This window comes from Corynebacterium sp. L4757 (assembly GCF_043673995.1).
GTDB lineage: Bacteria > Actinomycetota > Actinomycetes > Mycobacteriales > Mycobacteriaceae > Corynebacterium.
This window is the reverse complement of record NZ_JBIMEN010000006.1, coordinates 91,696-110,685: the sequence shown is the minus strand read 5'-3', so window position 1 is coordinate 110,685 and position 18,990 is coordinate 91,696. Positions and strand designations below refer to the sequence as shown.

Annotated in this window: 14 protein-coding genes and 2 tRNA genes; 13 read left to right on the top strand and 3 right to left on the bottom strand. The window is 52.1% G+C overall.

Annotation, left to right across the window (positions count from 1 at the left end):
* Positions 1–80: 80 nt before the first annotated feature.
* Complete coding sequence (locus tag ACG98I_RS08830) at positions 81–554, top strand: ribose-5-phosphate isomerase (RefSeq protein ID WP_394720102.1); 474 nt, start codon at positions 81–83, stop codon at positions 552–554.
* Positions 555–722: 168 nt separating this feature from the next.
* Here ACG98I_RS08830 and ACG98I_RS08825 read toward each other — a convergent pair whose 3' ends face one another.
* Both ACG98I_RS08825 and ACG98I_RS08820 read right to left on the bottom strand, forming a co-directional pair.
* Positions 723–1,586: an aldo/keto reductase gene (locus ACG98I_RS08825; RefSeq protein ID WP_394720100.1), complete on the bottom strand. Its 864-nt coding sequence runs from the start codon at positions 1,584–1,586 to the stop codon at positions 723–725.
* A 120-nt stretch (positions 1,587–1,706) separates the two neighbouring features.
* Positions 1,707–2,522: a DUF1542 domain-containing protein gene (locus ACG98I_RS08820; RefSeq protein ID WP_394720098.1), complete on the bottom strand. Its 816-nt coding sequence runs from the start codon at positions 2,520–2,522 to the stop codon at positions 1,707–1,709.
* 206 nt (positions 2,523–2,728) lie between these two features.
* Between ACG98I_RS08820 and ACG98I_RS08815 the strand changes: the two genes are divergently transcribed.
* The 11 genes from ACG98I_RS08815 (at position 2,729) to clpX (ending at position 16,746) form a co-directional block, all read left to right on the top strand.
* Positions 2,729–2,803, top strand: a tRNA-Gly gene (locus ACG98I_RS08815).
* A gap of 255 nt (positions 2,804–3,058) precedes the next feature.
* Positions 3,059–4,534 carry a DUF3375 domain-containing protein gene (locus tag ACG98I_RS08810; RefSeq protein WP_394720096.1) on the top strand — a complete coding sequence of 492 codons (1,476 nt, stop codon included), beginning with the start codon at positions 3,059–3,061 and terminating at the stop codon, positions 4,532–4,534.
* The gene (locus ACG98I_RS08805; RefSeq protein ID WP_394720095.1) at positions 4,534–5,205 is read left to right on the top strand and encodes a DUF4194 domain-containing protein; all 672 of its coding nucleotides are present in this window, start codon (positions 4,534–4,536) and stop codon (positions 5,203–5,205) included. Before ACG98I_RS08810 ends, ACG98I_RS08805 begins: the two co-directional genes overlap by 1 nt.
* Complete coding sequence (locus tag ACG98I_RS08800; protein WP_394720093.1) at positions 5,198–8,527, top strand: ATP-binding protein; 3,330 nt, start codon at positions 5,198–5,200, stop codon at positions 8,525–8,527. The genes ACG98I_RS08805 and ACG98I_RS08800 overlap by 8 nt, the downstream gene beginning before the upstream one ends.
* Position 8,528: 1 nt before the next feature.
* Positions 8,529–9,635 carry a Wadjet anti-phage system protein JetD domain-containing protein gene (locus tag ACG98I_RS08795; protein ID WP_394720092.1) on the top strand — a complete coding sequence of 369 codons (1,107 nt, stop codon included), beginning with the start codon at positions 8,529–8,531 and terminating at the stop codon, positions 9,633–9,635.
* A 246-nt stretch (positions 9,636–9,881) separates the two neighbouring features.
* A tRNA-Pro gene (locus ACG98I_RS08790) sits at positions 9,882–9,955 on the top strand.
* 143 nt (positions 9,956–10,098) lie between these two features.
* Entirely contained in the window at positions 10,099–11,460 is a 1,362-nt protein-coding gene (tig, locus tag ACG98I_RS08785; protein WP_394720090.1) for a trigger factor, read from the top strand.
* Between the two features lie 359 nt (positions 11,461–11,819).
* On the top strand, positions 11,820–12,419 hold the full coding sequence (locus tag ACG98I_RS08780) for an ATP-dependent Clp protease proteolytic subunit (RefSeq protein ID WP_394720089.1): 600 nt from the start codon (positions 11,820–11,822) through the stop codon (positions 12,417–12,419).
* Between the two features lie 22 nt (positions 12,420–12,441).
* Entirely contained in the window at positions 12,442–13,065 is a 624-nt protein-coding gene (locus ACG98I_RS08775; protein ID WP_394720087.1) for an ATP-dependent Clp protease proteolytic subunit, read from the top strand.
* Positions 13,066–13,562: 497 nt separating this feature from the next.
* Entirely contained in the window at positions 13,563–15,065 is a 1,503-nt protein-coding gene (locus ACG98I_RS08770) for a peptide MFS transporter (RefSeq protein ID WP_394720086.1), read from the top strand.
* A gap of 379 nt (positions 15,066–15,444) precedes the next feature.
* On the top strand, positions 15,445–16,746 hold the full coding sequence (gene clpX / locus ACG98I_RS08765) for an ATP-dependent Clp protease ATP-binding subunit ClpX (RefSeq protein ID WP_394720084.1): 1,302 nt from the start codon (positions 15,445–15,447) through the stop codon (positions 16,744–16,746).
* 97 nt (positions 16,747–16,843) lie between these two features.
* On the opposite strand, the gene ACG98I_RS08760 is transcribed toward clpX, so the two are convergent.
* Complete coding sequence (locus tag ACG98I_RS08760) at positions 16,844–17,581, bottom strand: TetR/AcrR family transcriptional regulator (RefSeq protein ID WP_394720083.1); 738 nt, start codon at positions 17,579–17,581, stop codon at positions 16,844–16,846.
* Positions 17,582–17,947: 366 nt separating this feature from the next.
* Here ACG98I_RS08760 and ACG98I_RS08755 point away from each other — a divergent pair, with 366 nt between their 5' ends.
* Complete coding sequence (locus ACG98I_RS08755; RefSeq protein ID WP_394720081.1) at positions 17,948–18,976, top strand: malate dehydrogenase; 1,029 nt, start codon at positions 17,948–17,950, stop codon at positions 18,974–18,976.
* Positions 18,977–18,990: the final 14 nt, after the last annotated feature.

Here is an 18,990-nt window from a genome sequence, read left to right as displayed (position 1 = left end):
CAGTGCAAGAAAATATCGACTTCATGCAGGAAACTACTGCTTAAAGTAGCGCGCATGCCAACCATTGTTAATATGGTGGCATGCGCGTTTATTTAGGAGCAGACCACGCAGGGTTCGAGACCAAGAATCTCATTAAAGAACACCTGACCAGCCAAGGCCACGATGTTATTGACTGTGGCGCACATGTTTATGACGCTGAGGATGACTATCCAGCATTTTGTATTGAAGCCGCACAGCGGACCGTCAATGATCCAGGTTCCTTGGGCATTGTTTTGGGCGGTTCCGGCAATGGCGAGCAGATTGCTGCCAACAAGGTGAAGGGTGCACGTTGTGCTCTTGCTTGGTCCCCTGAGACCGCGCGCCTAGCGCGTGAGCACAATAATGCTCAGCTCATTGGTATCGGCGGCCGCATGCACTCTGCTGAGGAAGCACTAGCGATTGTTGATGCATTCTTGGACCAGGAGTGGTCCCAGGCTGAGCGTCACCAGCGCCGCATTGACATTCTTGCTGCTTATGAACGCACCGGTATCGCACCTGAGGTACCAGAAGCTTAAATTGAGCTCTTCTTGGCTGCAGCGCTTTTGCCGCGCCCAAGAAATGACGATGCCCACGCACACTTCCTGTTCATAGAGAGGAAGTGTGCGTGGGCATCTTTGCGTCCTAAACATTCGGTCTAGGCAGGGATAAAACCCCGGCTTTGCGCGTTAAGACAATAGTGTGGCTTAGCTGAATTCGTCCGGGTCAGAACCAACACGGCCATCATCGCCGCGGTCCAGGTCATTAATCGCAGCCATTTCAGCATCAGTGAGTTCAAAGTCAAAGACATCGAAGTTCTCACGCATGCGTGATGGGGTGACGGTCTTCGGGAAGACGATGACATTATTTTGCAGGTGCCAGCGCAATACGACTTGGGCTGGGGTCTTGCCATGTGCGTCGGCAGCAGCAACGATGTCATCCTGTTCCAGGATGTCCGTCTTGTTTTGGCCCAATGGACCCCAGGACTCTACCTTGGTGCCGTGTACGCGGCCTGCGTCAATGTCCTTCCAGCGTGCGAAGTAAGGGTGCAGCTCAATCTGGTTGACTGCAGGGGAGACGGCAGCGGTCATTGCGAGGTCTTCCATGTTCTTCACGGTGAAGTTAGCTACGCCGATGGACTTGGTCAGACCCTGCTTCTGCAGTGCTTCCAGGGACTTCCACGCGGCTTTGAAATTGCCGGTGCGGGTGGATGGCCAGTGAATCAGGTACAGGTCTACGTAATCAAGACCTAGCTTGTCCAAAGACTCTTGCAGAGCTGCTTCGGCGTCTTCGTGGCGGTCATTCCACAGTTTGGTGGTGATGAAGAGTTCTTCACGTGGGATACCGGACTTGGCGATGGCTGCGCCAACGCCTTCTTCGTTGCCGTAGATTGCTGCGGTATCAATGTGGCGGTAGCCCACCTTGAGAGCCTCAGCAACATTCTTCTCAGTTTCTTCTGGGTCTACTTTAAAGACACCATAGCCCAGCTGAGGGATGGTATTTCCGTCATTGAGCGTGACGGTAGGAACCACTGCTGGATCAAATTCTGACGTTGAGTTCTGTTCAGTCATGGGAACGAGGATACGCCTGTTAAGAAAACTTGGCCCTAATAAATCAACGGGCCTTTCACGCTAGCTGCAACAGTGACGTTGCGTGCGCGAAAGGCCCGGTTAATGAAGGGGAGTGGAGGGCTAGAAATCGAAGCCGAAGTCAAAGATTCCGCCGCCGTCGCCTCCGAAGAGGCCACCGCCGTCACCCATGTCACCTCCCATATCGCCGCCCATGTCTCCACCAGCGTCACCACCGGCATCACCCATGTCACCGCCAGCGTCGCCCATATCTCCACCGGCGTCTCCGACCTCACCAGCCGCTGCTGCTTCACCGGAGTAGCCAACGCCCGCCATGCCCATGAACATGGCGTTGAACATCATGGAATAACCCATCATCCAGACGCCCGTTGCCATGGCATCTGCCCACCATGGGCGGGAGTACCAACCGGCTGGAACTGGGCGTCCGGCGACGGTGCCGCCTGGGTAGTAATTCGGGGTTTCTTCTGAGGCATATGGTGATGCAGTCAAAGTCTGACCATCTTCACCTTCAATGGTGCGCTTTTCGGTAACCTTGCCCGCGCTGCGCTGGCCTTCCAGTGGCGGCAGGTCGGGTCCTGCATTCATACCCATGATTTCGCGCGCTGCGGAAACATAGTGCATGCCTTCCAACGCGGATTCGCGCGCTAGCTTGGCCTGCTTAGCGGTGGTGGCCTGGGAAAGCGCAGAATTAGCTGCGGTAAAGCGCTCAGAGGCATCAGCCATAGCCTGGGTGGATGCGGTATCAGTACCTGAAATCTGCATCACCTGGCCGCCGAGACGCTCAGTCCAGCGCTGGGCATCTGCCATCGCGTCCTGGAATTCAATGCGCTCACGTTCTTCTTGGTTCTTCTTAGAATTCTTCGAAGACAGATACCAAGCACCGCCACCAAGGACGGCAAGAACTAATAAGATCTCCATAATTTGGCGTTCACTTCCCACATTTGTTGATTGTCTACTTAGAACAACGTTTACAACCAGCATAAAGTTCCATGCGGAACTTTGAAACCTGTTGACCGAGACGGTTTCTTCCAGTGTGCGTCAATTTGCGGTTAGCGAGGGGCGATTTTGGTTAGCGTTGGGATAGTGGGCTAAGATAGCTAACGCACGTCACGCAGACGCGCTGTGGGAATGTCGTATAGTGGCTAATACCTCAGCCTTCCAAGCTGAAGACGCGGGTTCGATTCCCGTCATTCCCTCCAATTACAACCCATCTACCAGTAGAAATGGCGGATGGGTTTTCTGCTTCTCCCGTTTATTCCAATGGGGTGGCTTAGAACGTAACGGCGACCGTTTCATCGGGGATCGCGGATGCAGAAACCGATGATAGACCGTATTCAGTGCAGGTATCGAGGGGGAATCCTGCGTGCCGGCTTATTAAGTTCGGTTTGGAAGTCTGTTTGAATCACAATATTTCTAGCCGCGAGTGTCCAGTATTTATGGAATAGTCATGAAGCATGACACTGAAATCGCACGCGCTTGGATTCAAAAGGTTCAAGAATGATGCACTTGAGTTGTCGCTGCTAAGAAGCGATAACTTTCCAGTGGTTTTGGCTGTGGTGAAGGAGTACTTCCCTAATGGTGCAGTAGCTCTTCCCGCAGCGGAGCTGTATCAGGAGCTCAATGAAGATTTTCGCGAGCTTCGCAGTCAAGGATTTGAACTGCCTAAAGCCCCTGCCGAGTACATTTCCGACTGGGTAAAATCCCAATGGTTCGTGCGCCGACCAGGAAGCTCTCAGACCGGCGAAACGATTGAACCTAGTGAAGAAGTCCTAGCAGTGCTCGATTCAGTGCAGCGCTGGGATAGCCCACATCGAAGCATCTCTGCTTCACGCATAGAGTCACTAACTCAAGCGCTTCAGTCCTTGGCAGTTGAGTCAGATCCAAATACAGCTAAACGCTTGGATGCGCTGGAACGCGAACGTGAACGCATTGAAAAACAGGTTGAAGCTGTACACAAGGGCGACTTTAAAGTGCTGACCGGAACCCAAATCAGTGAGAGAGTAGCGGACATCATGGACATGGCCGCACTGATTCCCGCAGACTTTGCTCGCGTCCGACACGAGATTAGCGACCTGAATCGAAAGCTTCGTCGGCAGCTATTGGATCCCGAAGAATCACGCGGTGAAGTTCTAGAAGAAATCTTCCGCGGCGTAGATTTAATCAGCAATTCAGATGCGGGGCGAAGCTTTAATAGCTTTTTTGAAGTGCTGCTTGACCAAGAACGTTCAAGCCTGGTTGAAGGCTGGATTCGGGAAGTTCTGAGCAGAGAAGAGGCTGGGTCAATCGGCGTGCACCTACGCCATGGTTTGTCCCATGTATTTCATGACATGGAGGAGTCCAGTTACAAAGTCAACAGTGAAATGACCGGTTTAGCGCGGAGTTTGCGCCACTATGTCACAACCGACGAATTTGCTGAAAATCGCAGGATGGTCCAGCTTCTACGTGAAACACGACATGCGGCGGCCACAGCAGCACAAGCAGGCGAAATTACTTCGTTGAACCAGATGGAAACACCCCTTGTGCGAATCGGCATGGATGTGCGCTCAATTGCTGGCCTTCGCTTAAAGAACCCAGGTGAGGAAAGAGTTCAAGAAGAACCAACAATCGTGGAAGAACGTGAGTTGGATACTGAAGCATTAATCGCACAGATTCGTGTCAGCGAAATTGACTTTGATGAGCTTGAAACCGCAATTGATGACATTTTGGCAGAGCAAACCAGCGCGACTATCGCAGAAGTCTTACATAACACACCTGCATCCCAAGGCTTGGCTAGCGTTGTTGGATTGCTATACATCGCTATGCGTGAGGGCGCGCCGACTGGCGACCCGCAGGTTGTTGAGTGGGAAACCAACGGGACAGTACACAAAGGCAGGATTACCGGCTGGCAGTTCATCCGGTCACTGCGCCAACATAAGGGGAGCGAGCTGTAATGAGTGAAGGATTATGGCCAGGCGATTCAGGGACATTGACCTTCGAATCACGGAAAGCATTAGTGCAACTGCTTAAAGGACCTATGGTCAATGCCCTGCAGCATGTGGAAGTGTGGAGGGCGATTACAAGTGATCAAGAAGCGCTGAATGCGGAGCTCAACAATCTCTTCTTGGAACTCATCGTTGATGAGGATGCCGGAATTGCGTTTACTCGTCCAGCAAATGGTGGTCATGACGTTACATTCTCCGATGGCAAGACTGAGAATATGCCGAAAGTACTGCGTACCGAAACCCTGTCGCACTTCGATACCTTGATCATCCTTATACTCCGCCAGGAGCTGACGATGGCACCGCCGGAAGATCGGGTCATCATTGATAAACAGGAGCTTCGTGACCAAGTCTTGCTGTACCGTGTCGACGAGGAACGTGATGAGTCCAAGCTGGCTAGGCGATTCGACGCGGCATTCAAAAGAATCACTAATTATGCGTTGCTGAAAGCGACGGAGACCCCCGAAAGGTTTGAGGTATCTCCGGCGCTGCGGCAAATCTTTAACGCAGACGTTGTGGCAGGCGTCCGAGCGGAATACGAAAAGTTCAATACTGCTGATAAATACGATGGAGAGATTTCAGACGATGCTCCGCTCACGGGGGAGGGAGAGGGAAATGAGTAATGAAGTCATTTATCCTGGTCAATTCAGGTTGTCTCGGATTCAGTTAATCAATTGGGGAACATTCCATGGAACTGTCGATATACCGGTGGCTCGTGAAGGTTTTCTGATTACTGGTGGATCTGGCTCAGGTAAGTCCACAATGATCGATGCGATTACCGCGGTGCTACTTCCGCCGGGCAAATTGCGATTTAACTCAGCAGCTCAGGCAAATACCCCACGAAGCAAGGGACGAAACCTGGTTTCTTATATTCGGGGCGCCTGGCGTGCGGAAGAAGATCCACAGCAGGACAAAATCGTGTCTACTTATCTTCGTCCGAATGCAACCTACTCGCTGGTTGGCTTGACCTATTCAAACGGTGAGGGAGTAGAACACACTCTCGTCGCAATTTTCTACCTAAAATCCGGACACAACTCAACGGCGGATATTTCTTCTTTCTATGGAGTTATTCCGAATGACCAAGACCTCAGCGAGATTCTCCAGTTCTTAAAGGAAGGCGTGGATAAGCGTCGTATCAAGGCGCATTTCAAGGAAGCGACATTCAGTGATAAACACTCGGTCTTTTCCTCACGTTTTCGTAGTCGCTTAGGGATTTCGAGTGAGGAAGCACTCCTCCTACTGCACCGTGCCCAGTCCGCCAAGGATTTGCAGAGCCTAGATGATCTCTTCCGCAACTATATGCTTGAAGTTCCAGAGACATTTGACCTTGCTTCTACTGCTGTCGAACAGTTCCGCGACTTGGAAGTCGCCTATGAGCAGGTCGAAGACATTAAGAGACAAATTGAGACGCTCGAGCCGTTGATAAAGCTCCAGGAGCGAAGCGAAAAAGCGCAAAAGGACAAAGAGCATGCGAAGATCCTCAGAACTGCTCTGCCTTCTGTCCGAGATCGCATTAAGAGGATTGAGCAGGAAGATTTGGTGAGACGCTATAGCGTCGAACATACCCAGACCAAATCAATTCTGGAATCGGCGGATAGTGAGCTTAAACGTGCCGAGGAGATTGAATCCGCTGCCCATGATCAAGTCAAGCGCATTGGTGGTCAGCATGAAACCTTGCGGGCTAAGCGCGAAGCCGCAGTTGAGCGCCAGAAGACTATTTCAGATGCGCGTGCATCTTTTGAGAAAGCAGTAGTGGCCGTTGGGGGTGTGAAACCGTCATCGCCTGAAGACTTGTTTGAATTGATTAATTCAGCTCAGGAAATTGTTGAGGAATACCCTGCAGAACGCGAGAAAGTTGAATCTCAAGGTCAGCAAGATATTGCTGATCGAACACGTGTTGGCGACAAGCTCGATAAAGCACAGCAAGAGTTGTCCTCACTGAGCAAGAGCAGTAGTAATTTGGAACATCGTTTGTTGAGCGTTCGAGACCGCATTGCTCAAGAGTTAGGTATTCGGCCCCGAGATCTACCTTTTGCTGGAGAGCTTATAGACCCACTTGATGAGCATAAAGAGTGGGAGCCTGTCATTCAGCGTATTTTAGGTGGCTTCGCTGCGACGCTTCTGGTGCCGCAAGAGTTGCTGCCACGGGTCCGCGACTGGGTAAACCACGAAAAGCTCAACGCATTGCTGAAGTTCAATGGCATTCACACAACTGGTTCCTACTCATCGCCAAGGTTGCCGTTCGATTCGCTTGTTCGCAAAGTAGCTGTTGTGGATTCGCCTTTCAAGGAGTGGATGAACCAGGAATTGGGCAAGAAATTTAATATCCGTTGTGTTGAAACGCCAAAGGAACTTTCCGAATTGGGAAAGAATGAAGAGGGCGTCACCATAACCGGTGTTCGTCGATTTGCTCAGCGAACCGGTGATCCCACGACTAGGTGGGAAAAAGATGATCGACGAAAGCTGGGAGACCGTTCAGCTTATCGCCTGGGATCCAATAATGACGCCAAAGTCGAAGTTATGAAGGACGATGTCAAGAGGCTGAAAGAGCTCAAAGCCGCTGCAAATAATCGAATTAGCGCCAGCGTTGCATTACAGAAAAGGCTCGATAGTCAATTCCAACATGCCCAGGCAATTTTGAAAGTTACGTGGAGTCAGATCGACGTCGAGTCAGCTAATCAAGCAGTTTCAGATTTTGATCGGATGCTAGAGGAGCTCAACAACACACCAGAAGCTCGTGAGCTTGCCCAACGGCATGACGCAGCATTGAAAACATTGAACCTTGCAAAGTCGGCGCGAGAACGAGCTTCTCGAGCCGAAGCAGCCAAGGAGTCACAACTTGAGGCGGCCAAAAAGGAGTTAGATCGTCTCAAAAACCTCGTTGTTCAGGAAGTACCAGAAGATATCGAGCGTGAAGTACAGCAACGGTTGAACAAGAACACACGCCGCGTTCATTCAGGAAACGTTGACGAACAGACGAATCTCCTGCAAAAGGAGCTCGACAGCCAGATCGATAGAAAGAATGATTTACTACGCCAGCTTGAAGGCCAGATCGTCGGGGTCTTACGCAGCTACATTGAAAATTGGAGAAGCAATGAGGCTGATTTGATGCCGGAAGCCAGCTTCGTGGGGGAGGCTTTGAACCGGCTTGGTGAACTACGCAGCAACAGATTGGCAGAGTTCACCGATAAGTTCTTGGACTTAATGAACCGGATGTCCACAAACATCCTGAGCCTAATTTCGAGCAGATTACGTAATGCGCGCCGGGAAATTGAAGACCGAATCAACCCCATTAACGATTCGCTGTCTAAGTCGGAGTACAACACTGGACGCTATTTGCATATTGATGTGCGTGATCAGCGTGGGGACGTAGTTAAGGAATTTCAGCGAATGTTGGATCAAGCTGTCAGCGGCAGTTTGAATTTTCAAGATGAAAAGCAAGCTCGTGCGCGGTACCTAAAAATCGCCGAAATTATCTCTAAATTGTCTTCGCAGCATGCAGGTGATGCACGCTGGCGAAATACTGTTTTGGATACGCGCCGGCACGTGCGTTTTATTGGGCTCGAGAAGGATGCAGACGGAGTTAATGTCAACTCTTATGCTGACTCCGCATCCCTATCGGGCGGGCAGGCGCAGAAACTGGTGTTCTTCTGTTTAGCGGCGGCATTACGCTATCAGCTTGCGAAGCCCGGGGAGACCATACCTACGTATGCCACGGTAATTCTGGATGAAGCATTTGATCGGGCAGACCCTGAATTCACACGGCAGACAATGAATGTGTTCCAAAGCTTCGGATTTCATATGCTCTTAGCAACACCGTTGAAACTCATTCAGACTCTGGGGGAATATGTCGGTTCCACCATCGTTGTCTCTTACTCGGAAGCATATGGTGAAGACGGAAACATGCGTGGCACCTCAGGGTTTTCAAAAATAGAGAAAGTATAGAATGCCATTAACTGTCGCCGAAGCTCGAGCCAAAATCCACCGCTACTACATATCGCATCTTAAAGAATTCCTGCGTGGAGAGTTTGACGGTTATAGAGTCGGCTTACAACCGCCGACCGCCGTGAAGGCAGCTCAAAAGTATGAAGAAACACAGGCGTTCATTCGACAGTGGGAGCACCAGGAGAACGTTGAATTCGTTGCAAGGAACTGGTCCTCCGCCGGTCTCGGACGTGTAGAAGTGCCTATCCGATTGGTGTTTGACTCAATGGAGGCGCTTATTAAATTTGCAGAAGCAGATCGGGATTGGGACGAACTGCTGAACCGATTTGATGCTCTTGCAGCGTTCAGTGTGGACGCACGAACAAGCACCATCAAATTGTGGAATGAGCTTCCGATGGAGGACATTGAGAAAATTGCTCCCGTGGTGCAGTGGTTTGTAGAGAATCCTGATTCTGGTCTGCTTAAAAGGGCGGTGGCTGTTGAAGGAGTGCATACCAAATGGTTGGAGAGGCACAAAGAGCTCGTGGAAACCTTCTTAGCGGATAAGCGCGGGGAGCAAGGGCGAGCAGAATTGGGGTTGAGTACACCGGAAACCCGGGTACGGCTGCGATTTCACGAATCAGAGGGACCCGGTGGACTGAGTGATATCGAAACTACCCTGAGCAATCTGTCAGCTTTAGAAGCTGCGCGGGCAGTCTTGATGGTGGAAAACCTTGAGTCCTTCCTTGCTCTGCCCACCTGGCCGGGCGTTATCCTGGCTTGGGGAGCAGGTTATCGAGTACTAGACATCGTGACTGCCGAATTTTTTCAGAAGCAGGCGCTCTTCTATTGGAGTGACCTGGATATCGATGGTTTTAAGATACTAGACCAAGTTCGTGCCCGAGTTCCGGGAACTAGGTCGGTTCTTATGGATCCGGAAACGGTTACCCGTTGGGCCTATCTCGGGGTTGCGGATCGGAGCTTTGTTGCTGAAAGTCTTAAATCACTGACAGCACAAGAATCCGAGGCCCTAGAACAGTTGATCATGGCGGGGCACTTAAGAATTGAGCAAGAGCGAATCAGGCTCGACATAGCCGTGACGGAGATTGAAGCCGCTCTGGGGAAGTGAGCATTAACTGGCGGCACTGGAAGCTCCCCGGGGATTGTCGATGATGATTAGAACGATAACTCTGAGTGCTTTAAAGTCGTGGAAATGCGAAAACCAATATGGCAGACGACTTTTCTTGATTGCTCTTGACCTGCGGAAATAGTGCGCGTCTTCTTAAAAGTGGGGTCGGATTTGTAGCTTTAAAACTTCCTAGGCTAGAGTATTCAAACGTACGCAGCACGGAGTTGAACTCCGGTGGCTTACATACGGGGCGTGGCGCAGTTTGGTAGCGCACCTGCTTTGGGAGCAGGGGGTCGCAGGTTCAAATCCTGTCGCCCCGACGTATGGGGTCTGGGAAGCCTGATAAAGGATTTTCCCAGACCCCTTTACTGTTTCAAAATGGTGTTTGGTAAATTTAACACTTGACAATTTCTAAACACTGCAGCAGTAAGTTAATGCAGACAACTAATCAGGAGAAATACTCGTGAAGACTACCGTGGACAAGCTGAGCGACACCCGCGTCAAGCTCACCGTCAACGTTCCGTTCGCTGAGCTCGACAAGGAAATCGACCAGGCTTACTCTGCGATTGCGCAGCAGGTACAGATTCCGGGTTTCCGTAAGGGCAAGGCACCACGCCAGCTGATCGATGCACGCTTCGGCCGTGGCGCAATGCTGGAGCAGGTCGTCAACGACATGCTTCCATCCCGTTACGAACAGGCTGTCAACGAAAACGAACTCAAGGTTATCGGCCAGCCAGACATCGACATCCCAAAGGTAGAAGACAACGACTTCGTTGAATTCACCGCTGAAGTTGATGTTCGCCCAGAGATTGAGGTTCCTGACTTCTCAAAGATCTCCGTCACCGTTCCAGCCCTTGCTGTAACCGACGAAGACGTTGAGAATGAGCTCAACCAGCTCGCAGAGCGCTTCGGTGAGCTCAAGGACACCAAGCGCAAGTTGAAGACCGGTGACTACGCAATCATCGACATCGACGCTGAAGTAGATGGTGAGAAGGTCTCTGACATCTCCACCGAAGGCCTGTCCTACCGCGTTGGCGATGACGACCTCATCAAGGGCCTGGACACTGCACTGCGTGGCCTGAAGACCGATGAAGACAATGAGTTCACCGCGACCATCGAGTCCGGCGAGCACAAGGACAAGGAAGCAACCATCAAGGTTCGCGTTCAGCAGACCAAGGAGCGCAAGCTGCCTGAGCTGAATGATGACTTTGCACAGGAAGCATCCGAGTTCGACACCATCGACGAGCTGCGTGAATCCACCAAGTCTGGCCTGGAAGAGTCCAAGAAGAACGACCAGGCAGTGGCAATCCGCGACGAGGTTTTGAAGGCTGCTCTCGCAGAGGTTTCCTTCGAGCTTCCTAAGTCCGTTGTTGATGAGCAGGTTCACGCACAGCTGCACCAGATCCTTGGCGAGATGGCGCATGATGACGCTGCTCTGACCCGTCTGCTCGAAGCACAGGGCACCACCCGCGAGAAGTTCGACCAGGAATCCCGCGAGTCCGCTGAAGAGTCTGTACGTACCCAGCTGTTCCTGGATACCCTGGCTGACATCGAAGAGCCTGAGGTTTCCCAGCAGGAGCTGAGCGACCACATCCTGTTCACCGCTCAGTCCTACGGCATGGACCCTAACCAGTTCATCCAGCAGATTTCCTCCAACGGCCAGATCGGCAACCTGTTCGCTGACGTTCGTCGCGGCAAGGCACTGGCAGCAGCTATCTGCCGTGTTGAGGCTAAGGACGATGAAGGCAATGCTGTTGACGTTGAGCAGTACTTCGGCGAGGAAGACTCTGCAGCAGCTGAAGAAGCGTCCAACGACGAGGCATAAAGCTGCCTGAGGATTTAGTTCCTCCTTCGTGCTCTACTTAAATGAGCTCATCAGCAAAGGACCTAGCATTGTGCTAGGTCCTTTGCTGATCCTTAAGGCATTCTTAGGCTTTGCGCCAGCTTGTTGTGGAACTATTGACTGGCGATGGTGACATCGGTGTAAGTATGGCGCTGCGTGCGGGATGTGACCTGATAGACCTTGGGGCGATGTTTCCCAAGGAGAGTTAACGCTATCAGCGAACAAGGACATATTTTGTCGCATAGGGAGGGCCAATTTAAGTAGGGTAGGTGCCATTGACAATGAAGAGGACTCTCTTCAGGGCCAACAATAAACATTAGAACTGACAAGGAGCATTAACCATGTCTGACAAGCTTCAGATGTCCTCCCAGAGCGTCGGAATGAACCTGGGCGACAGCGTCTATGAGCGTCTTCTTAGTGAGCGCATTATCTTCCTGGGTACCCAGGTGGATGATGAGATTGCCAATAAGCTGTGTGCGCAGATTCTGCTGCTTTCCGCTGAGGACCCAAACCGCGATATCTCGCTGTACATTAACTCCCCAGGCGGCTCTGTCACCGCAGGTATGGCTATCTACGACACGATGAAGTACTCACCATGTGATATCCGTACTTACGGCATGGGCTTGGCTGCATCGATGGGCCAGTTCCTGCTCTCCGGTGGCACCAAGGGCAAGCGCTTTGCACTGCCTCACGCACGCATCATGATGCACCAGCCTTCCGCAGGCGTTGGCGGTACCGCATCCGATATTGCTATTCAGGCTGAGCAGTTCGCTGCAACCAAGCGTGAGATGGCAGAGCTGATTGCAGAGCACACCGGTCAGACCTTTGAGCAGATTACCAAGGACTCTGACCGTGACCGCTGGTTCACTGCTCAGGAAGCTAAGGAATATGGCCATGTTGACCACGTTATTTCAGCCGCACACGGTTCCATTAGCAACTAAGGGATAAAGGAGAATAACTATTATGTCTAACTTCCAGATGCCTTCATCCCGTTACGTACTGCCATCCTTTATTGAGCAGTCGGCACAGGGCACGAAGGAAACCAACCCATACTCCAAGCTCTTCGAAGAGCGCATCATCTTCCTAGGCACCCAGGTTGATGACACCTCCGCCAATGACATCATGGCGCAGCTGCTCGTTCTTGAGGGCATGGACCCAGATCGCGACATCACCATGTACATCAACTCCCCAGGTGGTTCTTTCACCGCGTTGATGGCAATTTATGACACCATGCGTTATGTTCGCCCAGACGTGCAGACGGTCTGCTTGGGCCAGGCTGCATCCGCAGCTGCTGTCCTTCTGGCAGCAGGCGCGCCAGGCAAGCGTGCAGCGCTTCCTAACTCCCGCGTGTTGATTCACCAGCCAGCAACCCAGGGCACCCAAGGCCAGGTTTCTGACCTGGAAATCCAGGCTGCTGAAATCGAGCGTATGCGTCGCCTGATGGAGCACACCTTGGCTGAGCACACCGGTAAGACCGCTGAGCAGGTCCGTGCAGATACTGACCGCGATAAGATTTTGACCGCTGAAGAAGCAGTAGAGTACGGCATCATCGATCAGGTCTTTGATTACCGCAAGCTCAACTCCTAAATGATTCTTTAGCCTGTCAGGCAAAGCTCTTCATTGCAGTGGGGATGGATTCATTATTGAGTCCATCCCCACTTTGGCTTTTGTGTAGGGGCCGATTTTATTCGTTGATGTGTCCAGGAAAGCATAGCGTCGCAGGGCAAAATCACGGTGAATTTCCCATATGGTGGGAAATTAGACACTAGGCCTCGATTGTTCTTTAATTCACTAAATTGAGCATTGTGTAGATTGAGTAATTTCATGCATGGAGATTGCGCTGAGATGTCAAGATTGCGCCCTTTTAGGATCTGATAGTGGTGAATCCAATGCCGATCTTGCTGCGTTTACAAGATGAAAGCAGCGATACTACAACATGCTTAGAATTGCTTAATCGAGGCAATTCGTGCCCTAGGATTGGCCCTAACCAAAGTGGTTGCAGAATTCGAGTTATGGCGTTGACCTGCTTAAACTAAGGTTAATTGATTTTGTTTGGGGGTTGAGCATGTGGTGAAATTTAATCCATGTCTTCTACTCAAACATCAGTTGGCGCAGGTGATTCACATCGCGCGCCAGAGCAGGAGGAGAAGCAATTCTTCGGCCATCCTTGGGGACTGGCTAACCTCTTTGGCGTTGAAATGTGGGAGCGTTTCAGCTTCTACGGCATGCAAGCCATCGTCCTGCTCTACATGTACTATTCCGTTACCGACGGCGGCCTGGGCATCCCTCAGGCAGCAGCGGCTTCCATCGTGGGCGCCTACGGCGGCTTGGTCTACATGGCCTGCCTCTTGGCCTCTCTGGTCGCAGATAAAGCCCTTGGCTCAGAGCGCACTCTGTTCTACTCGGCCATCATGGTCATGCTCGGCCACATCGCACTCGCGATCATCCCCGGCATTACTGGTCTGGGCATCGGCCTAGTCCTGATTGCAATCGGCTCCGGTGGTGTGAAGACCACCGCGCAGGTTGTTCTGGGCTCGCTGTATTCCCGTGATGATCCACGCCGTGATGGTGGTTTCTCCATCTTCTACATGGGCATCAACATCGGCGGTCTGCTCGGCCCACTGATCACCACCGCGATGTGGGGTTGGAAAGGCTTCCACTGGGGCTTCGGTATCGCCGCAGTGGGTATGGCGCTGGGTCTTATCCAGTACATGGCTATGCGCGGTCACACCATCAAAGAAGCCGGCCACGAGGTTCCAAACCCGGCAACCAAGAGCCAGCTCATCTGGGCTGGTGTAGTCATTATCGCAATCGTTGCTATCTTCACGGTCTTGCTGTCCACCGGCATTCTAGAGATGCACTGGTTGGCGAATATCGTGACCATCGTCGCGCTGATCGCAGCCATCGTGCTGTGGCTGCAGATGTACCGCTCTGATTTGACCACCGACTTGGAACGCAAGCGTCTTATCGGTTTCATCCCGATGTTCATCTCTGGCGTGCTGTTCTTCGCTATCTTCCAGCAGCAGTTCACCGTGTTGACCATCTACTCTGATGTCCGCCTGGATCGCGAAATTTTGGGCTGGGAAATCCCGCCATCACTGGTTCAGTCCTTCAACCCAATCTTCATCATTATCTTCTCTGGTGTCTTTGCAGCTGCGTGGACCAAGCTGGGTAAGCGCCAGTGGTCCACACCGGTGAAGTTCGGTATTGCCAACATCATCATTGGTGTTTCCTTGTTCTTCTTCCTGCCTTTCTCCGGCGGTGCAGCGAACTCCACCCCAATGATTGCGATTGTCTGGATTCTCTTCCTCTTCACCATGGGTGAGCTGATGCTGTCTCCAGTCGGCAACTCTTTGGCCACCAAGGTTGCGCCAGAAGCCTTCCCATCCCGCATGATGGCGGTATGGATGATGGCTGTGTCCGTCGGTACTTCTCTCGCGGGCTCTTTGGCTTCCTTCTACCACCCAGAAGATGCTTCCGCTGAGAACACCTTCTTCATCTCCCTAGGTGTCGCCTCAGTCATCTTGGGTATCATTTTGCTATTCATCTCCAAGTGGGTAGTCAAGCAATTCGCTACCTTCCGCTAGTCGTGATGCCCGTTGGCACCATGAGGCCATGGCGCCGCTAGTCATGGATAGACTTTGGCCGGTCGTTTCACTAAATGTGAGCGACCGGCTCTTGCATTTCAAAGGGGCTACGTTTCTGTGGAAGTGGTTGGGGATGTGTTCGCTAAGGGCTGAAAAGGCTTTGAAGGTGTACTAGCTGCGAGGATGGGGAAGGACGACGCTGGGAATGACTGGGGTGAATGTCGCGTTGGTGGGAAGTAGGCACCATTTACTAAGGTGGAGTAAATACGCCTGCGGCGGTGAGAAGTTAACGTCGCACACATGGGTCGTTTATAGCGATAGAATTTGGCTGTAAGCGAGAAAACTTCACGCACTCATTTCTCCAAGTAGAAAGATCTTCATGGCACGTATGCAAGAAAGCGCTGACCTGCTTAAGTGTTCCTTCTGTGGCAAGAGCCAGAAGCAAGTTAAGAAGCTGATCGCCGGCGGTGGCGTCTACATCTGTGATGAGTGCATTGAGCTGTGCAATGAGATTCTGGAAGAGGAGCTCGGTGCGGCTCAAACACAGGCGGCAGAGAATGAAGAAAAGAAGCTTCCACGTCCTTCGGAAATCTCTTCATTCCTGGATAAGTACGTCATCGGTCAGGATGCCGCTAAGCGGGTATTGTCCGTAGCGGTTTATAACCACTACAAGCGCATCAAGGCAGAAGAGCAGCAGGCAGCAGCCGCGTCTAATAGCCGTCGTGCGCCAAAAGAGGATGAGATTGAGATTTCCAAGTCCAATATCCTCATGCTTGGCCCAACCGGTTCCGGTAAGACCTACCTGGCGCAGACATTGGCACGCATGCTGGATGTCCCATTCGCTATTGCTGATGCCACGTCGTTAACTGAGGCAGGCTACGTCGGCGAAGACGTAGAGAATATCTTGCTCAAGCTGCTTCAGGCTGCAGACTTTGATGTGGACCGCGCAAGCCGCGGCATCATCTATGTTGATGAGGTAGATAAGATTTCACGCAAGTCGGATAATCCTTCGATTACGCGTGATGTCTCCGGTGAGGGTGTTCAGCAGGCACTGCTGAAGATTCTTGAAGGCACGGTTGCTTCCATCCCACCACAGGGCGGACGTAAGCACCCGAACCAGGAATTCATCCAGCTGGATACTTCCAACATTCTGTTCATCGTCGCTGGTGCCTTTGCTGGCTTGGAAAAGGTCATCGCAGAACGCGTTGGTAAGAAGGGCGTTGGCTTCGGTTCCAAGTTGGACACTGCCCAAGAGCGTGAGCGTGTTGACCTCTTTGAAAAGGTTCGCCCAGAAGACTTGGTCAAGTTCGGACTCATCCCAGAGTTCATTGGCCGTCTTCCAGTTGTTGCTACCGTAGATAACCTAGACCGTGAGTCGCTTGTGCAGGTTCTGACTGAGCCAAAGAACTCTTTGGTCAAGCAGTACCAGCGTCTCTTTGAGATGGACGGTGCGCACTTGGAGTTTGAGCCAGGTGCGCTGGGTGAAATCGCTGAGCTCGCGCTTGAGCGTAAGACCGGTGCGCGTGGTCTGCGCGCCATCCTGGAGGAGCTCCTTGTTCCCGTGATGTATGACTTGCCAGACCGTGAAGACATTGACACCGTGCGCATTAGCGCAGAGGTTGTTCGCGGTGAGGCAGAACCAGAATTCGTCTACTCTGATTCTGAAGAAAGAGCATCCTAGTCCCACCTCCTCAAGGAGAAGGGTGGATAGCAGCAAAAGGAAGTTCCTTATCCCCACGTTTGGTTCGGGGATAAGGAACTTCCTTTATTTTCTTGGTTTAAGAGAAGATGTCGCCGTCTTCGCCGTCGTAGATACTGGAAGGAGAATCAGCCTTGGTCTCTGAGATGTCTTCCTCCAAATAGCTTTGGTGGCCGCTATCGGGGATATTCGAGGTCAAGAAAGCTAGGACCATGTCCACAATCAGGCGGTGCATGCCACGGGCATTCTCAGGCGAAGACAGATCCACGTTAAAGAGATTTTGTGTGGTGCTTTGCATGGACACCGGCAGCAAGATCATCGAAGTGATCAGCAGATAAATATCATTAGCTGAAATGCCTGGGCGGAATGCGCCGGAGTCTTGGCCGAGCATGAGCAGACGGTTGAGGTGCAACATGACTGGGGAGACATCACCAATAGCGGGCTGGTCGGAGCCATCCATGACGGGATGCGTGTTTTCCTGCACCAACAGGCGTAACGCATTCTGTTCCTTCATGAACAGATCAAAGATGGAATCCACCAGTTTGCGCATACCTTCAACCGGGACGGCAGAGTCAATAACCAACTGGTCTGCAGGAGGCTGCAAAACTGCCACGGCTTGGTTCAGGGCTTGCATGTACAGCCCCTTCTTGTCACCGAAATGGTAGTGAATCATGCGCTTAGACATTCCTGATTCACGGGAAATATCGTCTAACTTAGTTCCGTCATAACCATCGGTGGCAAAGAGAGAAATGGCAATGCCAATGACATCCTCAATAGTCACATTGGCCGAAGCGTCAACGTGGTCATTGGTTGTCATCCTGTGCAAGTCTCCCTGTCTTGTATTATTCGGTTTCGCGTCTCAGACGCTGCGCTTTATGTGGATAGGGCCGAATGAACCGATTCAGATTGTTGAAAAAATGAGAAAGTCAATCCTAGCCTTTGCCCTCTATCGTGCCCCAAACCAGCCAAAGGTGTTGCGTGAACGGTAATTAACCAAGAAAATGCTGCATAAGCGCAGGAATAGTGGGGGTAATTCGGGTCAAAAATGTGAGTTTGTCAACCACATTTGGGGTTGGCGGATGTCGGTATGGGATTCAGACTAGGCTGGGGCCACGCGCGCACCACGGTGGTGTGCCAATGGAAGTGCAGCTTTGGTCCGTAAATTCTAGGAAGGTCTCAAAACATGTCCGATACGTTGAATTCTGGTGAATCATTCGCAGACGTCACCGCCGCCGAGCCTGTCAAGATAGCGGTGACGGGGGCTGCCGGAAATATCGCCTACTCACTTCTTTGGCGCTTAGCTGCCGGTGAGGTCTATGGTGCAGACCAGCCGGTGCAGTTGAATCTGCTGGAGATTGAACCAGCGCTGCAGGCAGCCCAAGGTGTGGCCATGGAATTGCTGGACTCGGCGTTTCCATTGGTGACAGACATCCAGGTGACAACCGATCCCCGTGAGGCATTTCGGGATGTCTCTGCAGCATTCCTGATCGGCGCAAAGCCACGTTCCAAGGGGATGGAACGCGCAGACCTTTTGGAAGCCAATGGCGCGATTTTTAGTGAACAGGGCGCAGCGCTCAATGAGGTAGCGCGCCGGGACGTCCGCGTGCTCATTGTTGGAAACCCAGCAAATACCAATGCTCTGATTGCCTCGTCGCACGCACCAGATTTGATGCCGGAGCAATTCAATGCGCTTATGCGTCTAGACCACAATCGCACGGTGTCGCAGCTATCTTCGAAGCTGGATATCCCAGTGGCAGATTTTGCTCAGATTGCGGTGTGGGGCAATCACTCAGCGACCCAGTTCCCGGATATCACCTATGCCACCGCGCAGGGCAAGCAGGTCACAGACCTGGTGGATGCAACATGGGTGGAGGATTATCTCATCCCGACCGTTGCCAAGCGTGGCGCTGAGATTATTGAGGTGCGCGGCAGTTCCTCAGCAGCATCGGCGGCATCGGCTTCCATTGACCATATGCGTGACTGGATCCACGGTGTTGAAGACCCACAGGCCTGGCGAACGGCAGCCATTTACTCCGATGGCTCATACGGTATCGAGGAAGGTCTTTTTGTTGGTTTGCCTACCCGTGCGGTGGCAGGAGGCTGGGAGGTTGTAGAAGGCTTAGAGCTTTCCGATGCCCAGTTGGCCCGCATTCAAGCTTCCGTCGACGAGCTGAAGGCAGAGCGTGACATGGTGGCTGACCTGCTGAAGTAAGCAGGTTGGCTGCA

Bases quoted from the DNA above. Each gene is read 5' to 3' on its own strand.
- ACG98I_RS08830 (WP_394720102.1), top strand. From the start codon at position 81: ATGCGCGTTTATTTAGGAGCAGACCACGCAGGGTTCGAGACCAAGAAT.
- ACG98I_RS08825 (WP_394720100.1), bottom strand. From the start codon at position 1,586: ATGACTGAACAGAACTCAACGTCAGAATTTGATCCAGCAGTGGTTCCT.
- ACG98I_RS08820 (WP_394720098.1), bottom strand. From the start codon at position 2,522: ATGGAGATCTTATTAGTTCTTGCCGTCCTTGGTGGCGGTGCTTGGTAT.
- ACG98I_RS08810 (WP_394720096.1), top strand. From the start codon at position 3,059: ATGACACTGAAATCGCACGCGCTTGGATTCAAAAGGTTCAAGAATGAT.
- ACG98I_RS08805 (WP_394720095.1), top strand. From the start codon at position 4,534: ATGAGTGAAGGATTATGGCCAGGCGATTCAGGGACATTGACCTTCGAA.
- ACG98I_RS08800 (WP_394720093.1), top strand. From the start codon at position 5,198: ATGAGTAATGAAGTCATTTATCCTGGTCAATTCAGGTTGTCTCGGATT.
- ACG98I_RS08795 (WP_394720092.1), top strand. From the start codon at position 8,529: ATGCCATTAACTGTCGCCGAAGCTCGAGCCAAAATCCACCGCTACTAC.
- ACG98I_RS08780 (WP_394720089.1), top strand. From the start codon at position 11,820: ATGTCTGACAAGCTTCAGATGTCCTCCCAGAGCGTCGGAATGAACCTG.
- ACG98I_RS08775 (WP_394720087.1), top strand. From the start codon at position 12,442: ATGTCTAACTTCCAGATGCCTTCATCCCGTTACGTACTGCCATCCTTT.
- ACG98I_RS08770 (WP_394720086.1), top strand. From the start codon at position 13,563: ATGTCTTCTACTCAAACATCAGTTGGCGCAGGTGATTCACATCGCGCG.
- clpX (WP_394720084.1), top strand. From the start codon at position 15,445: ATGGCACGTATGCAAGAAAGCGCTGACCTGCTTAAGTGTTCCTTCTGT.
- ACG98I_RS08760 (WP_394720083.1), bottom strand. From the start codon at position 17,581: ATGACAACCAATGACCACGTTGACGCTTCGGCCAATGTGACTATTGAG.
- ACG98I_RS08755 (WP_394720081.1), top strand. From the start codon at position 17,948: ATGTCCGATACGTTGAATTCTGGTGAATCATTCGCAGACGTCACCGCC.